Origin of the sequence: Brevundimonas sp. UBA6550, assembly GCF_002434505.1 — a bacterium.
In the GTDB taxonomy this organism is placed as follows: Bacteria; Pseudomonadota; Alphaproteobacteria; order Caulobacterales; family Caulobacteraceae; genus Brevundimonas.
Map to the genome: position 1 here is coordinate 295656 of NZ_DJKE01000005.1, position 22964 is coordinate 318619.

General features: G+C 68.2%; 28 protein-coding genes. 3 read left to right on the forward strand and 25 right to left on the reverse strand.

Going from position 1 to position 22964, the window contains the following annotated elements; all coding sequences use genetic code 11:
• Nucleotides 1-30 precede the first annotated feature (30 nt).
• The 4 genes from B3Z70_RS05565 to gyrA form a co-directional block, all read right to left on the reverse strand.
• On the reverse strand, nucleotides 31-906 hold the full coding sequence (locus B3Z70_RS05565) for a peptidylprolyl isomerase (protein ID WP_292019266.1): 876 nt from the start codon (nucleotides 904-906) through the stop codon (nucleotides 31-33).
• A gap of 8 nt (nucleotides 907-914) precedes the next feature.
• The gene (gene coaD / locus B3Z70_RS05570; RefSeq protein WP_248119604.1) at nucleotides 915-1403 is read right to left on the reverse strand and encodes a pantetheine-phosphate adenylyltransferase; all 489 of its coding nucleotides are present in this window, start codon (nucleotides 1401-1403) and stop codon (nucleotides 915-917) included.
• Nucleotides 1404-1458: 55 nt separating this feature from the next.
• On the reverse strand, nucleotides 1459-2292 hold the full coding sequence (locus B3Z70_RS05575) for an aminotransferase class IV (protein WP_292019264.1): 834 nt from the start codon (nucleotides 2290-2292) through the stop codon (nucleotides 1459-1461).
• A gap of 153 nt (nucleotides 2293-2445) precedes the next feature.
• Nucleotides 2446-5220, reverse strand: a complete 2775-nt coding sequence (gyrA, locus tag B3Z70_RS05580) for a DNA gyrase subunit A (RefSeq protein WP_292019262.1) — start codon at nucleotides 5218-5220, stop codon at nucleotides 2446-2448.
• Nucleotides 5221-5342: 122 nt separating this feature from the next.
• On the opposite strand from gyrA, the gene B3Z70_RS05585 reads away from it, so the two are divergent.
• Nucleotides 5343-5918: a superoxide dismutase family protein gene (locus B3Z70_RS05585; protein WP_292019260.1), complete on the forward strand. Its 576-nt coding sequence runs from the start codon at nucleotides 5343-5345 to the stop codon at nucleotides 5916-5918.
• Nucleotides 5919-5922: 4 nt separating this feature from the next.
• Here B3Z70_RS05585 and B3Z70_RS05590 read toward each other — a convergent pair whose 3' ends face one another.
• Nucleotides 5923-6453 carry a DUF1003 domain-containing protein gene (locus tag B3Z70_RS05590; protein WP_292019258.1) on the reverse strand — a complete coding sequence of 177 codons (531 nt, stop codon included), beginning with the start codon at nucleotides 6451-6453 and terminating at the stop codon, nucleotides 5923-5925.
• A gap of 29 nt (nucleotides 6454-6482) precedes the next feature.
• Nucleotides 6483-7433 carry a DMT family transporter gene (locus B3Z70_RS05595; protein WP_292019256.1) on the reverse strand — a complete coding sequence of 317 codons (951 nt, stop codon included), beginning with the start codon at nucleotides 7431-7433 and terminating at the stop codon, nucleotides 6483-6485.
• Nucleotides 7434-7529: 96 nt separating this feature from the next.
• Here B3Z70_RS05595 and B3Z70_RS05600 point away from each other — a divergent pair, with 96 nt between their 5' ends.
• Nucleotides 7530-7808, forward strand: coding sequence for a type II toxin-antitoxin system Phd/YefM family antitoxin (locus B3Z70_RS05600; RefSeq protein ID WP_292019254.1), 279 nt, complete (start codon nucleotides 7530-7532; stop codon nucleotides 7806-7808).
• The gene (locus tag B3Z70_RS05605) at nucleotides 7805-8185 is read left to right on the forward strand and encodes a type II toxin-antitoxin system VapC family toxin (RefSeq protein ID WP_292019252.1); all 381 of its coding nucleotides are present in this window, start codon (nucleotides 7805-7807) and stop codon (nucleotides 8183-8185) included. Before B3Z70_RS05600 ends, B3Z70_RS05605 begins: the two co-directional genes overlap by 4 nt.
• 4 nt (nucleotides 8186-8189) lie before the next feature.
• Here the strand turns inward: B3Z70_RS05605 and B3Z70_RS05610 are convergent, their stop codons facing one another.
• The 19 genes from B3Z70_RS05610 to B3Z70_RS05700 form a co-directional block, all read right to left on the reverse strand.
• Nucleotides 8190-8660: a DUF2269 family protein gene (locus B3Z70_RS05610; protein WP_292019250.1), complete on the reverse strand. Its 471-nt coding sequence runs from the start codon at nucleotides 8658-8660 to the stop codon at nucleotides 8190-8192.
• A complete protein-coding gene (locus tag B3Z70_RS05615) occupies nucleotides 8657-9958 on the reverse strand; it encodes an SDR family oxidoreductase (protein ID WP_292019248.1) in 1302 nt (433 codons plus the stop codon). Before B3Z70_RS05615 ends, B3Z70_RS05610 begins: the two co-directional genes overlap by 4 nt.
• The gene (locus B3Z70_RS05620; RefSeq protein WP_292019245.1) at nucleotides 9955-10371 is read right to left on the reverse strand and encodes a thiol-disulfide oxidoreductase DCC family protein; all 417 of its coding nucleotides are present in this window, start codon (nucleotides 10369-10371) and stop codon (nucleotides 9955-9957) included. Before B3Z70_RS05620 ends, B3Z70_RS05615 begins: the two co-directional genes overlap by 4 nt.
• Before the next feature lie 49 nt (nucleotides 10372-10420).
• Nucleotides 10421-10924, reverse strand: a complete 504-nt coding sequence (ssb, locus tag B3Z70_RS05625) for a single-stranded DNA-binding protein (protein WP_292019243.1) — start codon at nucleotides 10922-10924, stop codon at nucleotides 10421-10423.
• 162 nt (nucleotides 10925-11086) lie between these two features.
• Nucleotides 11087-11509 carry a hypothetical protein gene (locus B3Z70_RS05630; protein ID WP_292019241.1) on the reverse strand — a complete coding sequence of 141 codons (423 nt, stop codon included), beginning with the start codon at nucleotides 11507-11509 and terminating at the stop codon, nucleotides 11087-11089.
• A complete protein-coding gene (locus B3Z70_RS05635; protein WP_292044899.1) occupies nucleotides 11509-12180 on the reverse strand; it encodes a hypothetical protein in 672 nt (223 codons plus the stop codon). Before B3Z70_RS05635 ends, B3Z70_RS05630 begins: the two co-directional genes overlap by 1 nt.
• Before the next feature lie 82 nt (nucleotides 12181-12262).
• Nucleotides 12263-14965, reverse strand: a complete 2703-nt coding sequence (locus tag B3Z70_RS05640; protein ID WP_292044901.1) for a transcriptional regulator — start codon at nucleotides 14963-14965, stop codon at nucleotides 12263-12265.
• Nucleotides 14966-15022: 57 nt separating this feature from the next.
• Entirely contained in the window at nucleotides 15023-15877 is an 855-nt protein-coding gene (locus B3Z70_RS05645; RefSeq protein WP_292021213.1) for a flagellin, read from the reverse strand.
• Nucleotides 15878-16012: 135 nt separating this feature from the next.
• Complete coding sequence (locus B3Z70_RS05650) at nucleotides 16013-16285, reverse strand: flagellar protein FlaG (protein ID WP_292021215.1); 273 nt, start codon at nucleotides 16283-16285, stop codon at nucleotides 16013-16015.
• Between the two features lie 84 nt (nucleotides 16286-16369).
• Nucleotides 16370-17200 (reverse strand): flagellin, encoded by an 831-nt coding sequence (locus tag B3Z70_RS05655; RefSeq protein ID WP_292021217.1) that lies wholly within the window; start codon nucleotides 17198-17200, stop codon nucleotides 16370-16372.
• A 144-nt stretch (nucleotides 17201-17344) separates the two neighbouring features.
• A complete protein-coding gene (locus B3Z70_RS05660) occupies nucleotides 17345-18151 on the reverse strand; it encodes a flagellin (protein ID WP_292021219.1) in 807 nt (268 codons plus the stop codon).
• A 280-nt stretch (nucleotides 18152-18431) separates the two neighbouring features.
• A complete protein-coding gene (locus tag B3Z70_RS05665) occupies nucleotides 18432-19250 on the reverse strand; it encodes a flagellin (protein ID WP_292021221.1) in 819 nt (272 codons plus the stop codon).
• A gap of 220 nt (nucleotides 19251-19470) precedes the next feature.
• A complete protein-coding gene (locus tag B3Z70_RS05670) occupies nucleotides 19471-19671 on the reverse strand; it encodes a hypothetical protein (RefSeq protein WP_292021224.1) in 201 nt (66 codons plus the stop codon).
• Nucleotides 19622-20101: a hypothetical protein gene (locus B3Z70_RS05675; protein WP_292021226.1), complete on the reverse strand. Its 480-nt coding sequence runs from the start codon at nucleotides 20099-20101 to the stop codon at nucleotides 19622-19624. Before B3Z70_RS05675 ends, B3Z70_RS05670 begins: the two co-directional genes overlap by 50 nt.
• On the reverse strand, nucleotides 20098-20481 hold the full coding sequence (locus tag B3Z70_RS05680) for a M15 family metallopeptidase (protein ID WP_292021227.1): 384 nt from the start codon (nucleotides 20479-20481) through the stop codon (nucleotides 20098-20100). Before B3Z70_RS05680 ends, B3Z70_RS05675 begins: the two co-directional genes overlap by 4 nt.
• A complete protein-coding gene (locus B3Z70_RS05685; RefSeq protein ID WP_292021229.1) occupies nucleotides 20478-20741 on the reverse strand; it encodes a hypothetical protein in 264 nt (87 codons plus the stop codon). The genes B3Z70_RS05680 and B3Z70_RS05685 overlap by 4 nt, the downstream gene beginning before the upstream one ends.
• Nucleotides 20738-20893 carry a hypothetical protein gene (locus B3Z70_RS05690; RefSeq protein WP_292044902.1) on the reverse strand — a complete coding sequence of 52 codons (156 nt, stop codon included), beginning with the start codon at nucleotides 20891-20893 and terminating at the stop codon, nucleotides 20738-20740. Before B3Z70_RS05690 ends, B3Z70_RS05685 begins: the two co-directional genes overlap by 4 nt.
• A complete protein-coding gene (locus B3Z70_RS05695; protein WP_292044903.1) occupies nucleotides 20890-22335 on the reverse strand; it encodes a DUF2793 domain-containing protein in 1446 nt (481 codons plus the stop codon). The genes B3Z70_RS05690 and B3Z70_RS05695 overlap by 4 nt, the downstream gene beginning before the upstream one ends.
• 145 nt (nucleotides 22336-22480) lie before the next feature.
• Nucleotides 22481-22942, reverse strand: a complete 462-nt coding sequence (locus tag B3Z70_RS05700) for a DUF4112 domain-containing protein (RefSeq protein WP_292020738.1) — start codon at nucleotides 22940-22942, stop codon at nucleotides 22481-22483.
• Nucleotides 22943-22964 lie beyond the last annotated feature (22 nt).

Genomic DNA, 22964 nt, shown 5'->3' on the forward strand with positions numbered 1-22964 from the left:
CCCCTACCCCTCCTGACGGTCGATCCGGCCTCAGCCGCCGACGACCTCGGCGACCGGCTGGACGTCGCAGATGCTGAAGCCCGAACCGCGCGCGGTGCGGGTCGCGGCGATCCGGTCGGCGAAGGCCCCGTTTGAGGCGTTCAGCACGCGCACGGTCGGGCGCTGCCCCTCCGGCAGGGCCGAGGCCATGCGGACGTGGGTCATGACGTCGGGGTCAGTCACCTTGCCGTCCTCAGCGTCCGAACCCTTCTTGATCTTGTCCAGCACGTCCAGGCCCGACACCACGCGGCCGAAGGCGGTATAGACGCCGTCCAGCTGATCGCGGGCGCCCATCATCAGGAAGAACTGGCTGTTGGCGCTGTCGGGCGAGCCGGAACGGGCCATGCCCAGCACGCCGGGGCAGAACAGGCCGTGGGCGTCCACCTTAAAGTCGGCGGTGACCATCATCTGGGCGTCGGGCTGGGTCTGGACCGGCAAGTTGTTGACCAGGCCGCGCACGCCCAGGCCGGCGTTGGGCACGGCGACGAAACCGGCGTCGCGGCCGCGACGGAAGTTGAACTCGGCCTTCAGGTCGGGCAGTTCGCTGCCGCCCTCGCCCGTGCCCTTGGGATCGCCGGTCTGGGCCATGAAGCCGGGGATGACGCGGTGGAACTTCAGCCCGTCGTAAAAGCCCTGATTGGCCAGGGTGCGGATGCGTTCGGCATGGTTGGGCGCCGCCACCGGAACCAGCTCCACCAGGATGCGGCCCTTGGCGGTGTCGATGACCAGCAGGTTCTCAGGCGCGATGGTGCGCCAGTCGGCGGCGGAGGCCGAGACCGGCGCGGCGGCGGGCGCCGTCGTCTGGGCCTGGACCGCGCTGGAGGCCAGAAGGGCGCCGAGGCCGGCCGCGATGATCGCCTTACGCATAGTCGTTCTCAAATCCCGTTCTTGACCTTGTCCCGCACGCGCGCGGCGATGGCGGGGCTGACGAAACTGTCGATCGCGCCGTCCAGACGGGCGATTTCCTTGACCAGCCGCGAGGCGATGGCCTGGTGGCGCGGATCGGCCATCAGGAATACCGTCTCGATGTCCTGATTGAGGCGCTGGTTCATGGCCGTCATCTGGAACTCGTATTCGAAGTCGGCGACCGCGCGCAAACCCCGGATGATGACGTTGGCGTTCAGTTCCTCGGCGAAATGCATCAGCAGGTTCGAAAAGGGCTGGACCACGATGTCGCCGCCCAGGCCCGCAACCTCGTCCTGCAGCATCCGCACCCGCTCATCGGTGGTGAACAGCGGCCCCTTCTCGTCATTGCGCGCCACGCCGATGACCACCCGGTCCACCAGCTTCAGCGCGCGCTTGATGATGTCGGTGTGCCCGTTCGTCACCGGGTCGAAAGTGCCCGGATAAAGTCCGATGCGCATGGCGTGTCTCCCCAGCCTGTCGCCTGCCGTTCGGCGTCGTTTAGCAGGTGCGAAATCAGCGGCCTAGCCGGCTGACGCCTTCGTCATCGTCGCGGGCCGCGATGACTTGCGGCGGCTGGGCGGACCAGGCGGCCTCGATCCGGGCCAGCAAAGCCGGGGCGCTGGCGAACGTCACGTCGTCAATGGCCGTGATGGCACAGACCGGCGTGGCGCTGTTGCACAGGAAGGCGCCGTCGAACGCGGCGATGTCCGACAGGGCGACTGTCCGGGTTTCCGAGGCCAACCCCGCCTCGGCGAGACCGCGCTGGATCAGCGCCTGGGTCACGCCCGCCAGCATCGGTGCCTGAGGCCAGACGATGCGGTCGCCCTTGAAAAAGCCGATGTTCCACAGCGCGCCCTCGGACACCCGCCCATTGCCGTCGGTGAACAGCGCATCGTCGAAACCAGCGGTGCGGGCGGCGCGGCGCGCGCGGGTCAGCCCCATGGTCGCGACGTGCTTCAGATGCGGCGCCTCCCGCTCATAGGCCATCGCCTTGAGCCGGACCGAGACGGCCAACGGCGGCGGAGGCGGCGAAACCACCGTCATGACCTTCGGCCGACCGACGAACGACGGGGCGCGATGACCGATCTCCGGCGAGAACAGGCTGACCCGCAGCCAGCAGGCGTCGCGGCCCTCGACGGCCTGCGCCATCAGACGACCGAACTCCGCCTGGCCCGGGCTTTCACCGAACAGTTCGACCGCCGCCTGCCTCAGCCGCGCCAGATGCAGGTCCAGGCCGCGCACGGCGCCCTGCTCCACGCGGAAAGATGTGTAGGCGCCGTAGTTGACCAGAGCCTGATGGGCCAGGTCGTCGGGTGTGGCGGGGCGGCCGTCGATCAGTATGTCCATCGCCGAATAACTCCGCTCATCCCGGCGAAAGCCGGGACCCAGTTCTTTCGCTCGGCATTGCGCTGGGCGACCACCGCGCCGCGACAGGCACGATCCGTCGCCCAAAACACTGGGTCCCGGCTTTCGCCGGGATGAGCGGAAAAAGCAGCCCGATCAGGCCTCGCCCCCCTCTTCGCCCGCGATCTCCACGTCATCCCCGCCGCTTTCCGGCAGGCGTTCGACCGAGACGACCTTCTCGTCCTTGCCGGTGCGGAAGATGGTGACGCCCTGGCTGGAGCGGCCGACGATGCGGACCTGGTCCATGCGGGTGCGGATCATCTGACCGCCAGAGGTGACCAGCAGCAGGTCGTCGGTCTCTTCGACCGGGAAGGCCGCCGCCAGGCGGGCGCCCGCGCGTCCGCCCAGACCGTGGGCGGTCAGCCCCTGTCCGCCGCGACCTGTGCGGCGATACTCATAGGCCGAGGACCGCTTGCCGAAGCCGGTTTCCGTGACCGTCAGGATGAACTGTTCGGCCGCGCCCAGTTCGGCGATGCGTTCGACCGACAGGACCGCGTCGCCCGTCGCCTCGTCATCGGCCTCGACCGGGGCGGCGTCCTCCTCGCCCTCGGCGCCGGCCAGGGCCTTGCGCATGGCGTTGGCGTGTTTGACGTAGGCCGAGCGTTCTTCCGGCGTCGCATCGACGCGACCCAGGATGGCCATGGAGATCACCTCGTCCCCGTCCTGCAGGCGCACGCCCCGGACGCCGGTCGAATCCCGGCCCTTGAACACGCGCACGTCGTCGGCCTTGAAGCGGATCGCGCGGCCCAGCGCCGTGGTCAGCAGCACATCGTCGTCGGCGGTGCACAGGCCGACGCCGACCATCCGGTCGTCGCCTTCCAGCTTCATGGCGATCTTGCCGGCGCGGTTGACCGTGGCGAAGTCCGACAGCTTGTTCCTGCGCACGTCGCCCGAACTGGTGGCGAACATGATGTCGTAATCGCCCCAGGTCGCCTCGTCCTCGGGCAACGGCAGGACGTTCATGATGCTGTCGCCCGGCTCGATGGGCAGCAGGTTGACGAAGGCCTTGCCCCGCGATTGCGGATTGCCCAGCGGCAGGCGCCAGGTCTTCAGCTTGTAGGCCTTGCCGTTGGTGGCGAAGAACAGGACCGGCGTGTGGGTCGAGGCGCTGAACACGCCGGTGATGGCGTCCTCGTCCTTCATCGCCATGCCGCTGCGGCCCTTGCCGCCGCGATGCTGGGTCCGATAGGCGTTCAGGGCGACGCGCTTGACGTAGCCGCCGTGGGTGACGGTGACGACCATGTCCTCGCGCGGGATCAGGTCCTCGTCCTCCATCTCGCCGTCGCCTTCACCGATCAGGGTGCGGCGCGGAACGGCGAACCTGTCCTTCACGTCGATCAGGTCGTCGCGGATGATGGCCAGGACGTTCTTGCGGTCCGACAGGATGGTCAGGTGGCCCTGGATGGTTCCGGCCAGGCCGTTCGCCTCGCCGAAGATGTCGTCGCGGCCCAGGCCGGTCAGACGCGACAGGGTCAGGGCCAGGATGGCGCGGGCCTGTTCGTCGGTCAGGCGAATCTTGTCGCCCTCGACGATGACCGTGCGCGGATCGGCGATCAGCTCGACCAGGGCCATCATGTCCCCGACCGGCCAGGCCTTGGCCTGCAGCCGTTCGCGCGCCTCGGTCGGATCGGCCGAGGAGCGGATGATGTGGATCACCTCGTCGATATTGGCGACGGCGACGGCCAGGCCGACCAGCACGTGGCCCCGGTCGCGCGCCTTGTTCAACTCGAACTTGACGCGGCGGACGACGACCTCCTCGCGGAAGTCCAGGAAGATCTGCAGCAGGTCGCGCAGGCCCATCTGCTCGGGCCGGCCGTGGTTCAGCGCCAGCATGTTGACGCCGAACGACGACTGCATGGCGGTATAGCGCCACAGCTGGTTCAGGATCACATCGCCCGAGGCGTCGCGCTTCAGCTCGATGACGATCCGCATCCCCTGGCGGTCGGATTCGTCGCGGACGTCGGAAATGCCCTCCAGCCGCTTCTCGCGCACCATTTCGGCGATCCGCTCGATCAGGGTCTGTTTGTTGACCTGGAACGGCAGTTCGGTGACGACGATGGCCTCGCGGTCCTTGCGGATTTCCTCGATGGAGGCGCGACCACGCACCACGACCGATCCGCGTCCGTCGCGCAGCGCATTGCGCGGCGCGGTGCGGCCCATGATCTCGCCGCCCGTCGGGAAGTCGGGACCGGGCACGATGTCCAGCAAGGCGTCGTCGGTGACGTTCGGATCGTCCAGCAGGGCCAGGGCCGCATCCACGACCTCGCCGAGGTTATGCGGCGGGATGTTGGTCGCCATGCCGACGGCGATGCCGCCCGCGCCATTGACCAGCAGGTTCGGGATCCGGCTCGGCAGGACGACCGGCTCCAGCTCCTTCTCGTCGTAGTTCGGCTGGAAATCGACGGTGTCCTTGTCGATGTCAGCCATCAGGGCGACGGCCGCCGGGGCCATCCGGGCCTCGGTGTAACGCATCGAGGCGGGCATATCGCCGTCGACCGAGCCGAAATTGCCCTGACCGTCGACCAGCATCAGTCCCATCGAGAAGGGCTGGGCCATCCGCACCAGGGCCATATAGACCGAGGCGTCGCCGTGGGGGTGGAACCGGCCCAGCACGTCGCCGACCACGCGGGCGCATTTCGAATAGCTGCGCTCCGGCGTCATGTTCAGGTCGTGCATCGAATACAGGATGCGCCGATGCACCGGCTTCAGGCCGTCACGCGCGTCAGGCAGCGCCCGCGAGACGATCACGCTCATGGCGTAATCCAGGTACGAACGCTTCAGTTCGTCCTCGATCGTGATCGTGGAAATGTCGGAGCCGCCGCCCCGGCCGTTGATCGGAGATGCGGCGTTTTCGTAGCTGTCGTCGGTCAATGAAGCGTGGCTTTATGCGGCCGGAATCGGAACGTGATCCGCTGTGACGATTTCTAGCATTCCAGGGGCCCGGTGGCAAAGCGACGTCGCCGTGAAAGCCCGTCTCTGAAAGGACTTTCCATATGCGCGTCCATACGCTCGCCGCCGCCCTTCTGATCGCCTCGCCGCTGGCCCTGACCACGGCCTGCGCCGCCACCGGCAACGCCCCCAAGGCCGCCGTCGACCGCGCGCCGGTCGGCGCGACCGGCCAGGCGGTCCTGATCAACGCCGCAGGCGCCAATATCGGTCGCGTCGATCTGCGTCAGGGGCCGACCGGCCTGTTGATCAAGATCGAGGCTTCGGGCCTGACGCCCGGCTGGCACGGCATCCACATTCATGCGACGGGCGAATGCGCCGCGCCCTTCACCTCGTCCGGCGCCCACATCAATCACGGCGAGCCCAAGGCCCCGCATGGCCTGCTGAACGCGGCCGGGCCCGACGACGGCGACCTGCCCAACATCTGGGCCGGTGCGGACGGCAAGGTGAACGCCGAACTGTTCACCACCCGCGCCCGCATCTCGTCGGAAGGTCCCGGCCAGTGGCTGTGGGACGCGGACGGCTCGGCCATCATCATCCACGCCAATCCCGACGACCATTCGACCCAACCCATCGGCGGCGCCGGCGACCGGGTGGCCTGCGCGGCGCTCAGCGCCAGTTGATCGATCAGCGGCCGCGTTCGGCCAGGAGGCGGTGGATCAGTTCGGTCTGCTCCTCCTGCCGGGCGGCCAGGTGTTCGACCTTTTCCAGCAGGGCCATGATCTCGATCTCGGCCTTCAGATTGACCTGATAGTCGTTGCCCGCGTCCAGCCGATCCTTGGCCGCCTGTCGGTTCTGGCTCATCATGATGACCGGCGCCTGCACCGCCGCCAGCATCGACAGCACCAGGTTCAGGAAGATGAAGGGATAGGGGTCGAACGCCTCTTTCCGCAGCAGCAGATTGATCGCCGTCCACAGGGCCAGAAAGACCCCGAAGGCGATGATGAACGGCCAGGATCCGCCAAAGGCCGCCACCCGATCCGCCAACCGCTCGCCGAAGGTCTGGCGGTCGGCGAAGGTTTCGTTGATGTCTTCAGAGATGGGACGGCGGTCGGCCGCGCTGGCGACCACGCTGGCCTCCTGGGCGGCAAGTTCGCGCGCCGCCTTGCCCAGCCAGCGGCGAGAGACGTGGTCGGCGTCGAGGGGGATGCGGGTCACGGGCGGCTCCTGAATCGTTTCCGATCAGATCAAGCCTTGGCCGCGCCTGCGCGCAAGCCCCGTTCCGCCAGCGCGACCAGCGCCACCCCGCCCATGGCGATGGCCGAGCCGGTCAGAATCTGCGGCGTCAGGATATCGCCCATGAAGCCCCAGCCGATCAGCATGGACACCACCGGCGTCACCAGCAGATAGGGCGTCACCCGCCCCGCCTCGCGCCGCTGAACCAGCCAGAACAACAGGGTCGTGGCCAGAACCGACGACACCACCCCGGCCCACAGCAGGGACGCCCAGACCATGGGCGTGGCGCGCTGGATCGCCTGCCACTGGCCGTGTTCGAACATCGCCGAACCGAAGGCCATGACGGGAAAGGCGCCCAGGGCCAGAAGGCCCTGCATCTTCAGCGGCGGGATGGAGGTGGTCCGCCGGGCGACCACGGTCGTCACGCCCCAGGCCGCGCCCGCCGCGATGGCGACCAGAATGGCCTTCCAATCCTGCAAGGCGTGGGCGTCCAGCGTCATCCAGGCCACGCCGACGAAGGCCACGCCCATGCCGACCAAGGCCGCCTTGGACAGCCGCTCGCCCAGGATCAGGAAGGCGAACAGGGTGGTGAACGGGATCCACAGCTGGTTGGCCACGGTCACCGGACTGACGTCGGTCGCCAGCCAGTAGGCGATATAGGCCAGCCCGTACTGGATCGGCCCGCCCAGCATCACGATCAGCAGCAGGCTCTTCCAGTCGGGAAAGGGCGGACGCACGAAGGCGATCAGACAGGCCGAGGCGATGCCGAAACGAATGGCCCCGACCATCAACGGCGACAGGGTCTCCGTCGCCAGCTTGGCCCCCGCATTGTTCACCCCCCACACCACGATGATGGCCACGATGGCGGCGATCTCCAACCCCGTCAGGGCGTGCGGCTTGACGGGCAGCGGCGCGGGCGCTGGAGCTGTGTCTGGGGCTGTGTCTGGGGCGGCGTCGGTCATGGGCGGTCTATGGCACGGCGCGGGCGGTTTCGTCGCTCACATGAGGTGTCGCGGCGTTGCATTGACATGTACAGCCTCAACCACCAACCTGTACATATGACCGAAGTCACCCTGACCGCCCTGCGCAAGGATCTCTTTCGACTGGTGGACAGCGTGCTGGCCACCGGAGAGCCACTGGTCATCCGGCGGGGCGGTCGACGACTGACGCTGATCGCCGAAGCGCCCAAGCCCGTCCTGACGCCGGAGGAACGCTACGACGCCTATATGGCGCAAGGAGTGCGCGAGGGCTGGGAGGACTGTCCCGACGATCTCGACACGAACAAGAGCCACTGGACCTGGGACCCGGACACCAAGTTCGATTTCGGCGACAAGTGATTCATCTCGATACCCAAGTCGCCCTCTGGCTCTATTATCGGCTGGACCGGCAGATCAGCCGCCCCGCTCAACGCGCCCTGGCCAGGGATCGCGACATTCGGGTCTCGCCGCTGGTGTTGGTCGAGATCGAGATACTGATCGAGATCGGGCGCGTGAAACTGGCCTCTGCGGCGACCTTGTTCGATCATCTCGAAGATCGATTGGATCTTGTGCAATCCGACGCCGCGATGTCGGCCGTCGCTCAGGCGGCCTGTCGGTTCGGCTGGACGCGCGATCCGTTCGACCGGCTGATCGTGGCCAACGCCATGGCCGACGGCGCGCAGCTGGTCACGGCGGATCAGATGATCCTGCGCCATTTCGATCAAGCGGTCTGGTAGGCGATCAGAACTCGGGCTTTGCGACCATCAGCCAGTAGATGGCCAGGACGCCCGCGAACGCCGGCCAACCCAGTGCGAACCACCAGCGGAAAAGCCGGTGATAGGCGGGCGGCAACGGCGCGCCCTGCCCCGCCGCCTGTTCGGCCAGCGTCATCATCCGGTACTGGATCCACACCACCGGCAGCCAGCAGACGCCGACGAAGACATAGAGGCCATAGGCCGCCAGCAGCCACGGGCTGGTCAGGGACCAGCCCTGCAGATGGATCAGCCCCAGCCCGCTGATCGGTTGAACCACCACGGCGCTGGCGGTGAAGACGAAATCGGCCAGAACCACGATCTTGCCGACATCCGCCACCGTCCTTGCGTCCCTGGTCGCGTGGGCGCGCAGCATGAAGAAGGCGATCCCCGCCCCCGTTCCGAACAGGACCGCGCCCGACAGGATGTGGATGATCTTCAGCAGGACATACAGGCTCATCGGCGGGCGTCCGTGGCGGCGACGAACAGGCACAGCGCCATCATCGGCAAGACCTTCACCCATGGCCCCAGCGGGTCGACCCAGTAATGCGGCAGGCTGATCGTCCCGGCGATCAGATAGCCGACCGTGGCCAGGCACATGAAGATCGCCACCCGCGCCGTCCACGGCCGCACGAACAGCATCGGCCCCAGCACCACGTCCAGCAGCGCCCCCCACCAGGCGACGGGGCCAGCCAGACGGCCATAACCGCCCTCATGCAGGATGGCGACGGCGCCGTTCCAGCCCGGCCCGAAACTGATCAGCCCCGTGATCAGCCAGAACAGGCCCAGCGTCAGGATGGCGACCGGCCGCACGAACCACAGCCGCGCGTGCCAGACATCCTGAACCGAGGCCGGGGTCTGGGCCAGAAAGTCCGTAAAGCCGCGCGAGCGCACGTCCAGCGCCTGGGCCCAACCGCTGTCTCGACCGGCGACATCGTGATCCATCTGTTTGATGGCGGTCGTGCGGATCGGCGAAGACCATCCCAGCCGCCCCAGCAGGTCGCCTATGGCCAGGGCGGGCGCGGCCAGGGCGCGCGGCACGCGAACGACCGGCGCAGGCTTCAGACCCATCCAGCCGCGATAAAGCCGCACCGTCTCGACCATGCTCACCGCCTGCGGCCCTGGCATGTCCAACGATTGGCGCGACGGCGCGCCCGGCTTCACCGCCGCGACGACGGCGGCGCACAGGTCGCCCAGCGGAATGGGCCGGAAGGTCTGGTCGCCGCCGACGACCGGGCTGAACGCCGGAAAGGCCGCCAGCGCCCGGATCAGTCCCGTGCCGCCGAACGCCGCCCGATCCACCACCAGCGACGGCCGCAGGATCAGCCAGTCCAGGCCGCTGGCCTCGACCAGTCGCTCGGTTTCGGCCTTGGTGCGGGCATAGGGGGTGCCGGCCGCCTCGTCCGCGCCAACGGCGGAAATATGCACCAGCCGCCGCACGCCCGACGCCTGACACGCCGCGATCAGGGCGCGCGGTCCATCGACGTGGGCGGCGCGGGTGCTGTCGCCGCCGCCGTCCTGCAGCACGCCGACGCAGTTCACCACCGCATCGACGCCCTCCAGTATGTGTTCCCAGGCCTCGGCCGTCGTCAGTCGTGAAAAGTCTGCGGGCGCCCAGTCGAAACCGGGCGCGCGGCGGGCCGGTTCGGCGATGCGGCGCGCCCCGGCCCGCACCGACCAACCGGCCGAGGCCAGGGCCGCCGCGACGTGGGAGCCGATGAAACCGTTGGCGCCCAGCACCAGGACCCGTCCGCTCATCCCAACACCCTGTCGCTCAGATCCACGCCTTGCGGCGGCATGGCGCACCATGTCGCGCCGGGAAAGCGGCGGCGGCGGCGCGCGATGAAATCATACAGGGTGTCGCGAACTCCGCGCGGGACGATCCGCGCCAGAACCGCCAGCCGATAGGGCGACGGCAGCAGGGCGGCGATGCCCAATACGCCGTCCGAGCGCTGGCGCGCCACGCCGTCCTGGATCAACAGCATCGTATAGGGATCGTCGGGATCGACGCCGTAGTGGACCAGCAGCGCCCGCCCCAGCGGCGACTGCGTGGGCGCCAGACGGATCCGGCCCGCCCGGTCGTGCTTCAGGATCGTGCGCGCCGAGCCGGAACACAGGGCGCAATCCCCGTCGAACAGCACCACCGGCCGGTCGTCGGCGAAGGCCGGCACGGCGGGATCCTCACGATAGCTGTAAGGCCCCCGCCCCACCGATCCGACCTCAGAACGGGATGTCGTCGTTCAGGTCGTAGCTTTCCTTGGGACCGCTGGGCTTGTTGGCCCCGCCGGTGGAGAAGCCGGACGAATAGTCGTCGTCGCCGCGACCGCCGCCGCCGCCGCCGCCGTAACCGCCGCCCGACGAACCGCCTTCCGAACGGCCGCCCAGCATGGTCAGTTCACCCTTGAAGCGGCTGACCACGATCTCGGTCGAGTATTTCTCGACGCCCTGCTGATCGGTCCATTTGCGGGTCTGCAGCGCGCCCTCGATATAGACGGTCGAGCCCTTCTTCACATAGTTCTCGACCACCTTGACGATGTTGTCGTTGAAGATGACGACCCGGTGCCACTCGGTCTTTTCCTTGCGCTCGCCCGAGGACTTGTCGCGCCAGGTCTCCGAGGTCGCGATCGACAGATTGGCGATCCGGTCGCCGTTGGGCATGGAGCGGATTTCCGGGTCGCGACCCAGGTTGCCGACCAGAATGACCTTGTTGACGCTGCCCGCCATGAAAACTTCCTTCTCTCGAAGGGCGGCGCGTCTCTCGCCCGCCCCGTAATTCAGCCGGATGTCTTAGGGCCGAAGCGGATCACCGCCAGCCGCATTCGACATCAGACCCGCCAAACCAGTGGATTAACGAAATGTTCCACCTTTGTTCGCCTCACGCAAGGCCTACTTCGTGGCGGGCTCCGCCGCGATGGCGATGGGGCGTCCCGTCTCGTCGCGCTGGATGGCGCCGGGAATGGCCAGACGGCCGTCGCCGGTGCGCGCCATGGCGAAGAAGCGGCTGCCGGTCAGGCTCTTGCCGATCTTGACCCCCTCGCGATCCACGAAGATGAACCGGCCCTGATAGGCGCCCGCGATCTCCTGGTTCGAGCCGCCCATGCGCAGGAAACGCAGACGCATCTCTTCCAGACGCGCGGCGCATTGCTCCAGCTGAGGCTGGTCGTCGGCGATCTTCTGCAGGCGCGGCGGCTCATTGTCCGGCGTGGCCACGAAATAGCAGGCGCCTTCGGCGAACTCATACTTCGGCTGGTTGGAGCAGGCGCCCAATAAGGCGACCCCGGCGACGGCGGCGAGAACGGCGAGGCGCATCAGTTCATCCCGGGAAATTGGCAGTTGCGATCCTGCTCGGCCAGGGTGCGGAAACGCGCGTTGTCGCTGGACTGTTCCACCCGGCGCGGCACCAGGCGCAGGGTGGTGTCGCCCCAGCGGCCGTACTGGGCGTCGCCCGGCCCGACGCAGGTTCCGGCGTACAGCGCCTGGACGCAGGCGTTCAGGCTCATGCCGGCCGACAGGGTCCGCCAGTCCGAGCCGGTGTGACGCAGACAGGGGCTGCCCGAGGCGGCCGGCGTCGGACGCGGCGCGGGGGTCTGCTCCACGCTGGCGGTAGGGGGCGTCTCGGTCATCTGCACGGCGGGCAGTTGCGGCGGCGGGGCGAAGGCGGCGGTCGGCGCGGCGGCCAGGGCGCCGGTCGAATCCAGCCCGACGTCGAGCGCGTCGGTGGCCAGCCCGTTGCGGCGCGCGCAGTCGGCCAGGGTCGCCATGCCCACGAACTGACCGTCGACGAAACAGCGCAGCTCGCGCGTCGGCTCCAGCGAGGGGGCTTCGGCCAGATTGACCACCAGCCCGCCCTTGGACGCCGGCGGCGCCTCGGTCGGCTTGTCGCCGCCGCCGGTGAAGATCAGGGCCAGCACGACGGCGGCGACGATCACCAGACCTGCGCCGGCCAACAGGATGACGCGGTTGTCTTTCGGAAGGGCCATGGAGGGGCTTTCGCGGATGAGAGGGCCAATAACTCCGACCGGGCGCCGGGCGTCAACCGCCTTGGCCGCCCCTTGCGCGGCGTCAGGCCGTCAGGCGGTTCAGGGCGGCCTGGAAATTGGCGGCCTGGGTCTGCTGATAGGCGGTGGAGGAGCCGCCGACCGTCTGGGTGTTGGTGGTCGGCGCCGTCTGCGGCCCCAGCGACCGATAGGCCGAACGCACCGCCGTCATGGCCTGAGCCAAGGCGTCGATGGCGGCCTTGATGCCGGCCGGGTCGTTCAGATTCAGGGTGTTGGGCAGGTTCAGCCCATAGGTCTTGGCCGACTTGTCGCCTGTCTTGCCGACGAAGCCGGGCGACAGCCCCAGCGCGGCCAGGGCGTCCTTGCCCACCGCTCCGGCCGAGATGACGGCCCCGTCCTTGTTGTCGGCGGCCACGATCTGCAGCCGCTGCACCGGCGGCACGACGCGCGAATCGGTGATGACGGTGGCCTTCAGCTGGCGGTTGGAGGCCGTCATGATCTTCTTGGCCAGGGTGTCCAGCGTATCCTTGGCCTCGATCGTCACGGCGACGGCGCGCCCTCCGCCGGCCGGGGAGATGCTGAACTGATCGCCGACACGCGCCGACGTGGCCACGGTCAGAAGCTTGGAGTCCGCCTGCATGATCTCGCCCTGCGGCAGGCCCAGCCGGTCCAGAACGCTGGCGCCGCCGGAGACGATGCTGAGGCTGGTCGGCGTGACCTGGTCCCCCTCCCCGCGCCAGGTCTGATTGTATTCGACGGCGCCGGTGGCCAGGTCCAGCCGCGCCAGATAGGCCCTGGTCGGATCGGTCTTGGCGGCGCCCGCGTCGCGGTTCGTGCCGGTGATCCAGACCTTGCCGTCCTTGATCTTGACGTCGGCGGCGGTGTCATTGCCGGACCCGCCGAAATAGGTCAGCCGGTCGCTGGACGCGGATTGCAGATCGGTCGACAGGGTGGCCACGAAGACGTCGGTTCCGCCGGCATGGGCCTTGGTCACCGTGCCGATATCCAGAGCTGGATTGTCCGTCTGTCCCGTCAACACGACCTGGCCGTTCTCCACCGAAATCCCGGCGATGGAGCCGCTGGCCAGCCCCAGGTCGCGCGTCGCCGCCAGGGTCGGCACGCCGGACCCGTCCAGGGTGAAGCGGCGCACGACGGCGCGGCCGTCCTCGACGCCTGCGGTATAGATGTCGGCCCCCGACACCGTCATGGCCTGGACGGAATCGTCGCCATCGGTGCCGAACTGAAGCGTCGAAAGGTTCACCCCGACGTCCGGGCCGTTGATCTTGACCGGCTTTTCCTGGAACGTCTGAAGATAGGAATCCCAGCCGCCCAGGGCCGCCTGTCCCGGCATGGCGGATTTGGAGCGCCCGGCGACATAGACCATGCCGTCCGCGCCGAAGCTGACCTCGGTCGCCTCGTCCGCCGCCTTGGCGCCGCGTCTCTGGGTCCACAACTCCTTGCCGTCGTCGTCGAAGACGGTGACGAAACTGTCGGCGGTGTTGGCCACGTCGCCGCTCTTGCCCGGCTCCAGCGCCCCGGTGACGGAACCCGCCACCGCGACCCGACCGTCGGCGTCCACCGCGATGGAGAAGCCGTTCGCGCTCGAGGCGGCGCCCAGCAGCTTGGTCTGGAGCAGGTTTCCGCCTGAATCGTATTTCAGCAGGGCCACGTCGCGGGCGCCCTTGATCGGCTGATTGGCGGCGCCCTGGGTCAGGTCGGCGACCACCCAGATCGCGCCGTCCGGCGCGGGCGCGCTGGCGCGGACGGCGGCGACCCCGGCGGGCAGATCGGTCTGGCCCGCCCGCCCCTCGACCCAGAAGGGATCGTCGACGCCCTGCTGGGCGCCAGGCGCCGCGCCGCCGTCGGCCTGGAACTTCAGCAGCTGCGCCGCGCCCTTGGCGCCGGAGCCCTGGGTCACATAGACCGCATCGGACGTATCGACGGCCTGGAAGCCGACGGTCTCGCCCACGGCGCCGCGCACCCGCAGCGCCCACTGATCCGGCCCGGCCGGCAGGGTGATGGTCTTTGAGCCGCTCTTGATGACCTTGGGCTGGCTTTCGATCATCTGCCGCTCGACGCGGGTGTCGACCCCGGCGGCCTCCAGCGCGCCGTTGATATGGGCGATCACATTGTCCATCGTCCGGGGCGTGGCGCCCATGTCGGACAGGTCGATGCCGACCGACTGCGTCCCGGCGTTGGTGCGGATGGTGACGGCGAACTTCACGTCGCCTTGGAACGCCTTGACGCTGTCGCTCAGCGCGCCGTCGTGGATCGGGGTCGTGGTGAAGGTGGTCTGGGCCTTCTCCAGCGCAAAGCCGGTCTTGACCGTGGACTTGGACACGCCCTGCACCATCCGCACGTCCTCGAAACCGGCGGACTTCAGATAGTCCGACATCTCGACCATGCCCGCCTCGAACCGCTTGCCGACCTGGGCGGCCTCGGCGCTGCTCAGGCCCTTGGCGTTGGCGCGGTCGGCCAGGGCGCTGAGGGCGTTCAGGCCCTGATAAAGGGCGAACAGCTTGCGATAGTCGGTGGAGGCGCCGGCCATGTCCAGATCGACGGCGGCCTCGTTGATCAGTCGCCGCCCGGCCAGCGCGGCGCGCACCATGTCGCTGGCCTTGGGCGCCGCAGCGGCGGCGGTGGAGGCCCACGGCGCCGTCGGCTGGGTCTTCTTTGCCTTCGCGGGCGTGGCGGCCATGCCGATAGGCGACGACGACGCCCCCGTCGACGTCCCGAACAGACCCAGCAGATAGCTGTTGTTGATCATTCAGGCGGCTCCGCGTCGATCATGCCGCCAGCCCGATAACGAACCCTTAAATCCCGATCAGCCCTTGAACAGCGACAGGATGATCTGCGGCGACTGGTTGGCGATGGACAGGGCCTGGACGCCCAGTTGCTGCTGCACCTGCAAGGCGGTCAGGCGGGCGCTTTCCTTGGCCATGTCCGCATCTACCAGATTGCCGATGCCCGCCTCCAGCGCATCGGACAGTTTGCCGACATAGGTGGTGTGACGTTCGATCTGCTTGGACTGGGCGCCCAGTTCGGCCAGGCGCGCCGTGCTGGTGGAGATGGCGGCGTTGATCCGCGTCAGGGCGTCGTCGGCCTTGGCCTTGGTCAGCAGGTCCGGCGCCGCCGTGGCGGGCGTCGCCGCTGCATTGGCGGCCAGCCCCAGTCCGGCCAGCGTCAGGTTCTGGCGGTTCAGCGTGATGGTTTCCGCACCATCGGCGCTGGCCAGGAAGTTGATGCCGGCGGTCGCCGTGCCATCCAGAATGTTGGATCCGTCGAAGATCGCATTGTCCGCGAACGACTGGACCGACTTCAGCAGGGCCTGGAACTCGTCGTTGTAGGAGGTCCGCATAGCCAGGGTGGCGCTCTCGTCGGAGGCGGCGGTGGCCTTGCTCTTCAGCTCGACCAGAAGGTCCGAAATCTGCTCGCCGGCCGCCAGCGACACGTCGGCGATGGAGGTCGCGCGTTTCAGGCTGGTTGCGACGGCTTCCAGCGACCCGCGATCCGCGCGCTGTCCCTGGGCCACGGCCCAGACGGCCGCGTTGTCCCGCGCGCCTTGAACCTTCAGCCCCGTATTCACCCGGCTCTGCGTCGAAGCCAACTGATCGTTGGTCCTGTTCAGATTCTGCAGGGCGATCATCGCCGAGGTGTTGGTGTGGATGCTGGTGGTCATGGCTTCAAGCCCCGGACGTTCTGTTAGCTCCAGCATTAACCATGAGTCGTGAGCGGAGGGTTAACGCCCCGGAAACCATGATTGCGCCGTCCGGCGAGCCGGCGGCGTTCACATTTCCAGAACCGACCCCCGCCGTCAGACGGAGGTGTTTACCACCTTGCCGCCGCGATAGGTCGGATCGACGGCCAGTTTCTGCACGTCCTCGCGCGGCAGCTGTCGGATCACCTCACCCGTCACCCGGTCCAGGACCTTATAGACATAGCGGTTGTTGCCGACCGCCTCGATGGTCAGGCGATACTGGCCGACGTCGCTGTTGTCGTTTCGGGCGTGGGGTTGCGCGACCGGGCCGGACGCAGGCGTTGAAGCGATCTGGGGTACGCTTGTTACTCTCGCGACATGATTTGTCATGGCTCCCCGCGCGGATGGGTCCACGCGCCTCTAGGGGGTGAACGACGCTCGGCCGGGGCGACGGAGCCGCCCCGGCCGGTCGCCTTAGCGGAACAGGCCCAGCAGGATCGAGCTGGACGAGTTGGCGATCGACAGCGCCTGCACGCCAAGCTGTTGCTTGGTCTGCAGGGCCGTCAGCTTGGCGCTTTCCTTGGCCAGATCGGCGTCGACCAGATTGCCGATGCCGGATTCCAGCGCGTCCTGAAGCTTGCCGACGAAGTTGATCGTGCGACCGACCGACTTCGACTGAGTGCCCAGGGTCGCCATATCGGTGGTCATCGCCTTGATGGCGGCGTCCACCTTGGTGGCGAAGGCGGCGGTGGTGGCGGCGTCCGTCGGAGCGACAGCCGCCGTCGTGACTCCCGTGATCGCCGTGGCGGCCGCCTTGTCCGTCGTTCCGAAGCCGATCTCGTAGGTATTGCCCGTCGATGCCGTCGAGGTCGTGACGTTGGTGGCAGTCGTGCCGTTCCACAGGTTCACGCCGTCGAAGCTGGCGCCTTTCAGAGCCGAATCGACCTCCTTGCCCAGCGCATTCCAGTCGGCCAGATAGGCCGCCTGGGCGTCGCCCGACGAAGACGCGATGTTGACCGCCAGGGCCTTCATCTCCTGCAGGGCGGACACGGCCGTATCGCCGGCGGCCAGGGCGACGTCGATGATCGACTGGCCCCGTTGCAGCGAGTTCTTCACCGCATCCTGCGCGCCCATGCTGGCCCGCTGGCTCGTGGCGATGGCGAAGATTGCGCCATTGTCCTTGGCCGAAGATACCTTCTGACCGGTGTTGATCCGGTTTTGTGTCGTCTGCAGCTGAGCGTTGGTGGTGTTCAGATTCTGCAGGGCGATCGAAGCGCCGTAGTTGGTATTGATGCTGTTAGCCATTTTGGCTGTCCTTCTTCACTTCGTGATGGCCGTCGCCCTTTTGGCGACGGGAGCATTTTGCTCAGGGAAGTTGGCGGCCGGACGAAGCCGGCCCCCGGTTGCGAAGCCTTGGCGCGCCGTCGAAACGGATCACGCCTCCGGGCCTCAGCGGAACAGGCTCAGCAGGCTCTGGCTGGAGGAGTTGGCGATCGACAACGCCTGCACGCCCAGTTGCTGCTTGGTCTGCAGCGCCGTCAGCTTGGCGCTTTCCTTGGCCAGGTCGGCGTCCACCAGATTGCCGATGCCGGCCTCGGTCGCATCCTGCAGCTTGCCGATGAAGGTCAGCTGGCGGCCGACCGACTTGGACTGGGTGCCCAGGGTGGCTAGGCTGGTCGTCACGGTCTTGATCGCGGCGTCCACGTTCGCGACGGTCGCATTGGCGGCGGTGATCGCGCCCGTGTTGACGGCTGTCAGGGTGGCGTCGGCCGACGGCGCGGCGGCGAAGCCGATCGCATAGGTGCCGCCCGACGTATTGGTGGTCAGGTTGGTGACAGCGGCCGTGGTCCACAGATTGGCGCCGTCGAAGCTGGCGCCCGAAAGCGCCGAGGCCACTTCCTTGCCCAGGGCGTTGTAGTCGGCCAGATAGGCCGTCTGCGCGTCGCCGGTCGAAGAGGCGATGTTGACCGCCAGGGCCTTCATCTCCTGCAGGGCCGAGGTCGCAGTGTCGCCCGCCGCCAAGGCCACATCCACGATCGATTGACCGCGTTGCAGCGAGTTCTTGACCGCATCCATGGCGCCCATGTTGGCGCGCTGGGTGGTGGCGATGGCGAAGATGGCGCCATTGTCCTTGGCCGAGGAGACCTTCTGACCGGTGCTGATCCGGTTTTGAGTCGTCGACAACGCGGCGTTGGTGGCGTTGAGGTTCTGCAGCGCGATGGCCGCGCCGTAATTGGTATTGATGCTGTTAGCCATTTTGGCTGTCCTTTTTCACTTCAAGTGATGTCCGACGTCATTTTGACGCCAGGAGCTTTTTGCTCGGTGGGTAAGAAGCAATTGCCGGGCCAGAATTCTCGGCCCATAGATCGCATAAGTCACTGTTTTTACATGTTAACCTGCGGTTTACCGTCCTTCCTTCCCGGCAGAATTTGCCGGGCTGATGGCCGCGCCCGGCAAGTTCTGCCGGGCAACAGGCACGCTGTAGCGGGCGGACGCATTAGGCGCCCGCGCCGAAACGGGAAGCCGAACCGCCGCCTTAGTTGCGGAACAGGCTCAGCAGGATCTGGCTTGAGGAGTTGGCGATCGACAGCGCCTGAACGCCCAGTTGCTGCTTGGTCTGCAGGGCGGTCAGCTTGGCGCTTTCCTTGGCCAGGTCGGCGTCCACCAGATTGCCGATGCCGGCCTCGGTCGCGTCCTGCAGCTTGCCGACGAAGGTCAACTGGCGGCCGACCGACTTGGATTGGGTGCCCAGGGTGGCCAGGTTGGTGGTGACTTCCTTGATCGCCGCATCGACGATGGTGGTCGTGGCGCCGGCCCGTGCGGCCGTGCCGGCCGAAACGGCCGTGATCGGGGTCGCCGCCGCCTTGTCCACCGTGCCGAAGCCGATCTGATAGGTTCCGCCGCTGACGCTGGTGGTCAGATTGGTCGCCGTGGTCGTGTTCCACAGGTTGACGCCGTCGAAGCTGGCGCCTTTCAGCGCCTTGTCGATCTCGCCGCCCAGGGCGTTGAAATCGGCCAGATAGGCGGTTTCGGCGTCGGAGCCGGCGACGGACGACTGAATGTTGACCGCCAGCTGCTTCATCTCTTCCAGAGCGGCTGTGACGGTGTCGCCGGCGGCCAGGGCCACATCGACGATGGACTGGCCGCGCTGCAGCGAATTCTTGACCGCATCCATGGCGCCCATATTGGCGCGCTGGGTCGTCGCGATGGCGTAGATCGCGCCGTTATCCTTGGCGGTGGCGACTTTCAGGCCCGTGTTGACACGGTTCTGCGTGCGATCCAGCTGAGCGTTGGTCGCATTGAGGTTCTGCAGCGCGATGGCGGCGCCGTAGTTCGTATTGATGCTGTTAGCCATTTTGGCTTTTCCTGTTCACTTCGTGTGATGTCCGACGCCATTTTAGCGTCAGGAGCGTTTTGCTCGGTCCCATCAGGAGCAAGGGCGGGGCCAGTCGCCAAAGCGCGCTTTGGCCTGGCCGCGCTCTGATTTCATTGAACTTTTGGGATTGAGCGGCGAAACGACCCGGCAAGTCCGGCCGTCGCACGGCAGAAGTTGCCGAGTCGTTTTTGCAGGGTCTTCATCGCGCGGCGCCCTGCCCTGTCCGTTGCGCCGCTTGCATGGCCCGTTCGGCCAGCAGCGTCTCGACCGCCAGGCGTCGCGCGCCGTCGCAGGCCACGATCTGGGCGCCGCGCAGCACATAGGCCGCCTCAAGATCGCCCGTGGTCGGCTCAGCCGGCAGGATCGCCAGGGCGCAGGGGCGTGTCGCTGCGGGCGGCAAGGCCAGTCGCGGCGGCGCAACCGTCGAGCTCGGGCGCGATCCGGCACAGTTGGCCGTCATGATCGCGCAGACGACCAGTGCGGCGGGGGTCCAAGGATTGGTCGGCGTCATCGGCGCTCCTGGCCTGGACGAGGACTGCGGCGGTCGCCCGCTCGGCCTTCGTCGTCTTCTGTTGATAGTGGTCGACACGCAGCGCCTGGTCCGCCGCGCCTTCAGCCTCCAGCCGCCGCGCCCAGTCTTGCGCCGCCGCCTCGGCCGAGGCTGTGCGGGCCCGATCCTGCGCGACCGCAAGGCGTTTCTGCTGCAGGTTCAGCGGGTCCCAGCGGAAGCCCAGCCCGCCCAGCAGGACGACGAGGCAGACCACGGCCGCGACGCCCGCCGCTACCCAGCCCAGCGGCGTCAGGGCGCGCAACAGCGACGGCGCGCTCATGGAAACGCCTTTCGGTCCAGTTCGAAATGCGGCCCGTCGCGCAGCGTCTTCCAGTCGCCGCCCCAGATCAGCGGCGTCTTCTGCTCAAAGGCCGCCGCCTTGAACGCCTCGGCGATCCGGCCATACAGGGGCCAGTCCCAACGCACCTGCCCCTCGACGAGGGCGGCGACATCGACGGCATGGCCGGTCAGGTGGCGCGACCGCTGGGTCCGGCTGGCCCCGGCCTTGACCAGGGCCGCCTGACGCGCCGGCGAGCGCAGCCCCTCGGTGATCATGAAATCCACCGACGAGCGCAAAATGGCCGCCTCGACCACGGCGATCAGGGCCGGATGCACGCCCTGCAACCGCGCGCGAGATCGGACGGACAGACGAAAGCTCATGGCCGCCCTCCCGGCATTCGCAGCCGCGCATTGGCCGACAGGGCGATCAGTTGCTGGGCCGTCGGGGCCACCAGATAGAGAACCAGGATCAGGGCCAGCAGGCCCATCAACCCGTCCGCCGTGCGCGGCAGCATCTGGGCCGGCATCCGCCCCACCACCTGCATCAGCAGCACCCACAGCCCCGCGCTGACCGCAAAGGCGTAGAGGCGGCGAAACAGCCAGCGCCCCTCCGCCAGGGGTTTCTGAACACGTCCGCTCATCGTCCGTCCTCCTCGTCATAGGGGCCTGGATCGCAGCGGCCGTCCCAGCCCGACTGCGCCCGCCATTCGGTGTCGCTGAGACTGTCGGGCGCTTCCCACGCCTCGTCCTCCAGCACCTCGACCGGCTCGGCCGGATGTCTGCGCCGGCTCATCCGACCACCGTGATGCGAACCGCGCCGGCCGCGCCCGAACCGCCCGCGCCGCCCGCCGTCAGGCCCGCGCCGCCGCCGCCGCCCCCGGCCCCGAAACCGCCGCCTGGGCCGCCCGGCGACCCCGCGCCGCTGGCCGAGGCGTTTCCGCCCCCGCCGCCTCCTCCGACCAGGGACAGGGCCGGACCGGACGCCGCCCCCGCAGCCCCCGCAGCCCCGCCCGGCGCGCGCACAGTCGACCATCCGCCCGCCCCGCCGACGCCGCCCGCTCGTGCGCTGTCGGTCGCGCTCAGTCCCCCGCCGCCCGCGCCGCCGCCCGGACCGTCGGGGCACAGGCTCTCGCCCCCCGCCCCGCCAGACGCCGTGATCGAGGACGCCCCGCCCCCGTTGGCCGCGCGCAGACCCAAACCGCCGGAGCCGCCAGCCGCCCCGCCGCCCGCCCCGGTCGATCCGGCAAATCCGCCCGAGGCGCGCAGCAAAACGACGCCGTTGACCGCGATCCGGCTTTCACCGCCGGCTCCCGTCTGGCCGCCCGCGCCGACCGTGACCGACAGGGCGCCGTCCAGCTCCTCGACCGCCCAGCTGCCCTGGCTCAGACCGCCCGCGCCACCCCCGCCGCCGCCGAAGCGCGGGGTTCCGGCCGGGCCCGCCAGACCGGCCCCGCCCGCCCCGCCGCCGCCGACGCAGACGGCCTCGATCCAGCGCGCCCAGGCCGGGGGCGAATAGTCGCCGTCGGCGGTCATCAGGATCGTCTCGCGCCGCACCGCGCCCTGGTCGAAGGCGACCCGGCCGGTGGCGCGGTCCACACGGAAGACGGAGCGCCAGACGCCCGCCTCGTCGCAGGTCTTCAGCCCCAGATCGTCGTCGCCCACCAGCCCCAGTTCGGCGCGGGCCGCGTATCCGCTCTGGAACAGCAGCGACAGCACATCCCCCGCCGCCTGTTTGTTGAACGTCAGCCGCAGGTCGCCGTCGCCGCCGTCCTCGACCTCTCGGGCTGTGAACAGGGCCGAATTCAGCTTGGCCGACAAAGGATTGGCCGCATCCGCCGTGGTCCCCAGCCCCAGCCGGGTCAGGCCCTGGGCCTGGCCCAGCCAGGCCCCCAGCGGCATCCAGCCCGTCTGGCCCCGAACCACCACCACCGCTTCATCCCGCACCACGGCGATCAGGCCGATGGGCGTCGGCACCGCGGCCCAGCCGCCCGCCTCGAACCGCATCAGGCTGCCTTCGCCCCGCCCCGCCCAAGCCGCGCCCTGGGCATCGGCCGGCAGGATGTAGAGGTCGCCGTCTGCTGGGGCGCCCGGCTGGACCGTCGTCGTCCGGCTGACCGCGGCCGTCTGCAACAGGGCGTCCAGCCGCGTCAGGGCCGTGTTCAGGGTCACGTGTTTCTGCATCTGCCCCGCCGCCAGATAAGGCAGGGCCAGACGCGCGCTGAAGTCGTCGCTCATCGAAATCTCCGTTGTCGTCGGAGATCAGTCTGCTTGCGTCGCGTCCTCAGGCCGGAAGATGGTCGCTGGCGCCCGACAAGCGACTGTTTTCAAGCGACTTCAGTTCGGCGGATAGGATGGAGCGCGACCCCCAGCCATCCTTTTTTCAGTCGTGCAGATAGACGATCCGCTTCAGGCCCTTTTCGCCCTGCACCTTGGCCTCGTGTCGGTCGTGGTCGCCGCTGGCTCGGGCGTTGGCCTCGCTATCCTCGACCCAGTGGGTGCTTTCGATATGTTTCTGCAACGCGCGCGCCGCCATCAGCTGGCCGGGAAAGAAGGTGTCCACCAGATCGCCGGCCAGCGGCACCGTTCCCGTCGCCGCGTCGAAGGCCATATAGGCCCCCATCCGCGCCAGGGTGGCCGGCGTCGCCTTGGCCCGCACCGCCTGCAGCATCAGCCAGCCGCCGGTGCCGACCGTATAGACCGTGCCCACCACCGGCACCCAGGTCAGCATCGCATCCAGCCCCATGCCGAACGGGCCGATGCCGATGACCCGGTCGGACAGCTTCTTGACGCCCTCGACATTGGACCAGATGTTTTCGATATCGCGGATTGACCGTGCGGCCATATCGCCCTCCAAGCGTCGCCCT

Coding starts and splice junctions, on each gene's coding strand:
- B3Z70_RS05565 (WP_292019266.1), bottom strand. CDS start 906: ATGCGTAAGGCGATCATCGCGGCCGGCCTCGGCGCCCTTCTGGCCTCC.
- coaD (WP_248119604.1), bottom strand. CDS start 1,403: ATGCGCATCGGACTTTATCCGGGCACTTTCGACCCGGTGACGAACGGG.
- B3Z70_RS05575 (WP_292019264.1), bottom strand. CDS start 2,292: ATGGACATACTGATCGACGGCCGCCCCGCCACACCCGACGACCTGGCC.
- B3Z70_RS05585 (WP_292019260.1), top strand. CDS start 5,343: ATGCGCGTCCATACGCTCGCCGCCGCCCTTCTGATCGCCTCGCCGCTG.
- B3Z70_RS05595 (WP_292019256.1), bottom strand. CDS start 7,433: ATGACCGACGCCGCCCCAGACACAGCCCCAGACACAGCTCCAGCGCCC.
- B3Z70_RS05600 (WP_292019254.1), top strand. CDS start 7,530: ATGACCGAAGTCACCCTGACCGCCCTGCGCAAGGATCTCTTTCGACTG.
- B3Z70_RS05610 (WP_292019250.1), bottom strand. CDS start 8,660: ATGAGCCTGTATGTCCTGCTGAAGATCATCCACATCCTGTCGGGCGCG.
- B3Z70_RS05615 (WP_292019248.1), bottom strand. CDS start 9,958: ATGAGCGGACGGGTCCTGGTGCTGGGCGCCAACGGTTTCATCGGCTCC.
- ssb (WP_292019243.1), bottom strand. CDS start 10,924: ATGGCGGGCAGCGTCAACAAGGTCATTCTGGTCGGCAACCTGGGTCGC.
- B3Z70_RS05630 (WP_292019241.1), bottom strand. CDS start 11,509: ATGCGCCTCGCCGTTCTCGCCGCCGTCGCCGGGGTCGCCTTATTGGGC.
- B3Z70_RS05635 (WP_292044899.1), bottom strand. CDS start 12,180: ATGGCCCTTCCGAAAGACAACCGCGTCATCCTGTTGGCCGGCGCAGGT.
- B3Z70_RS05640 (WP_292044901.1), bottom strand. CDS start 14,965: ATGATCAACAACAGCTATCTGCTGGGTCTGTTCGGGACGTCGACGGGG.
- B3Z70_RS05645 (WP_292021213.1), bottom strand. CDS start 15,877: ATGACCACCAGCATCCACACCAACACCTCGGCGATGATCGCCCTGCAG.
- B3Z70_RS05650 (WP_292021215.1), bottom strand. CDS start 16,285: ATGACAAATCATGTCGCGAGAGTAACAAGCGTACCCCAGATCGCTTCA.
- B3Z70_RS05655 (WP_292021217.1), bottom strand. CDS start 17,200: ATGGCTAACAGCATCAATACCAACTACGGCGCTTCGATCGCCCTGCAG.
- B3Z70_RS05660 (WP_292021219.1), bottom strand. CDS start 18,151: ATGGCTAACAGCATCAATACCAATTACGGCGCGGCCATCGCGCTGCAG.
- B3Z70_RS05665 (WP_292021221.1), bottom strand. CDS start 19,250: ATGGCTAACAGCATCAATACGAACTACGGCGCCGCCATCGCGCTGCAG.
- B3Z70_RS05675 (WP_292021226.1), bottom strand. CDS start 20,101: ATGAGCGCGCCGTCGCTGTTGCGCGCCCTGACGCCGCTGGGCTGGGTA.
- B3Z70_RS05680 (WP_292021227.1), bottom strand. CDS start 20,481: ATGAGCTTTCGTCTGTCCGTCCGATCTCGCGCGCGGTTGCAGGGCGTG.
- B3Z70_RS05685 (WP_292021229.1), bottom strand. CDS start 20,741: ATGAGCGGACGTGTTCAGAAACCCCTGGCGGAGGGGCGCTGGCTGTTT.
- B3Z70_RS05690 (WP_292044902.1), bottom strand. CDS start 20,893: ATGAGCCGGCGCAGACATCCGGCCGAGCCGGTCGAGGTGCTGGAGGAC.
- B3Z70_RS05695 (WP_292044903.1), bottom strand. CDS start 22,335: ATGAGCGACGACTTCAGCGCGCGTCTGGCCCTGCCTTATCTGGCGGCG.
- B3Z70_RS05700 (WP_292020738.1), bottom strand. CDS start 22,942: ATGGCCGCACGGTCAATCCGCGATATCGAAAACATCTGGTCCAATGTC.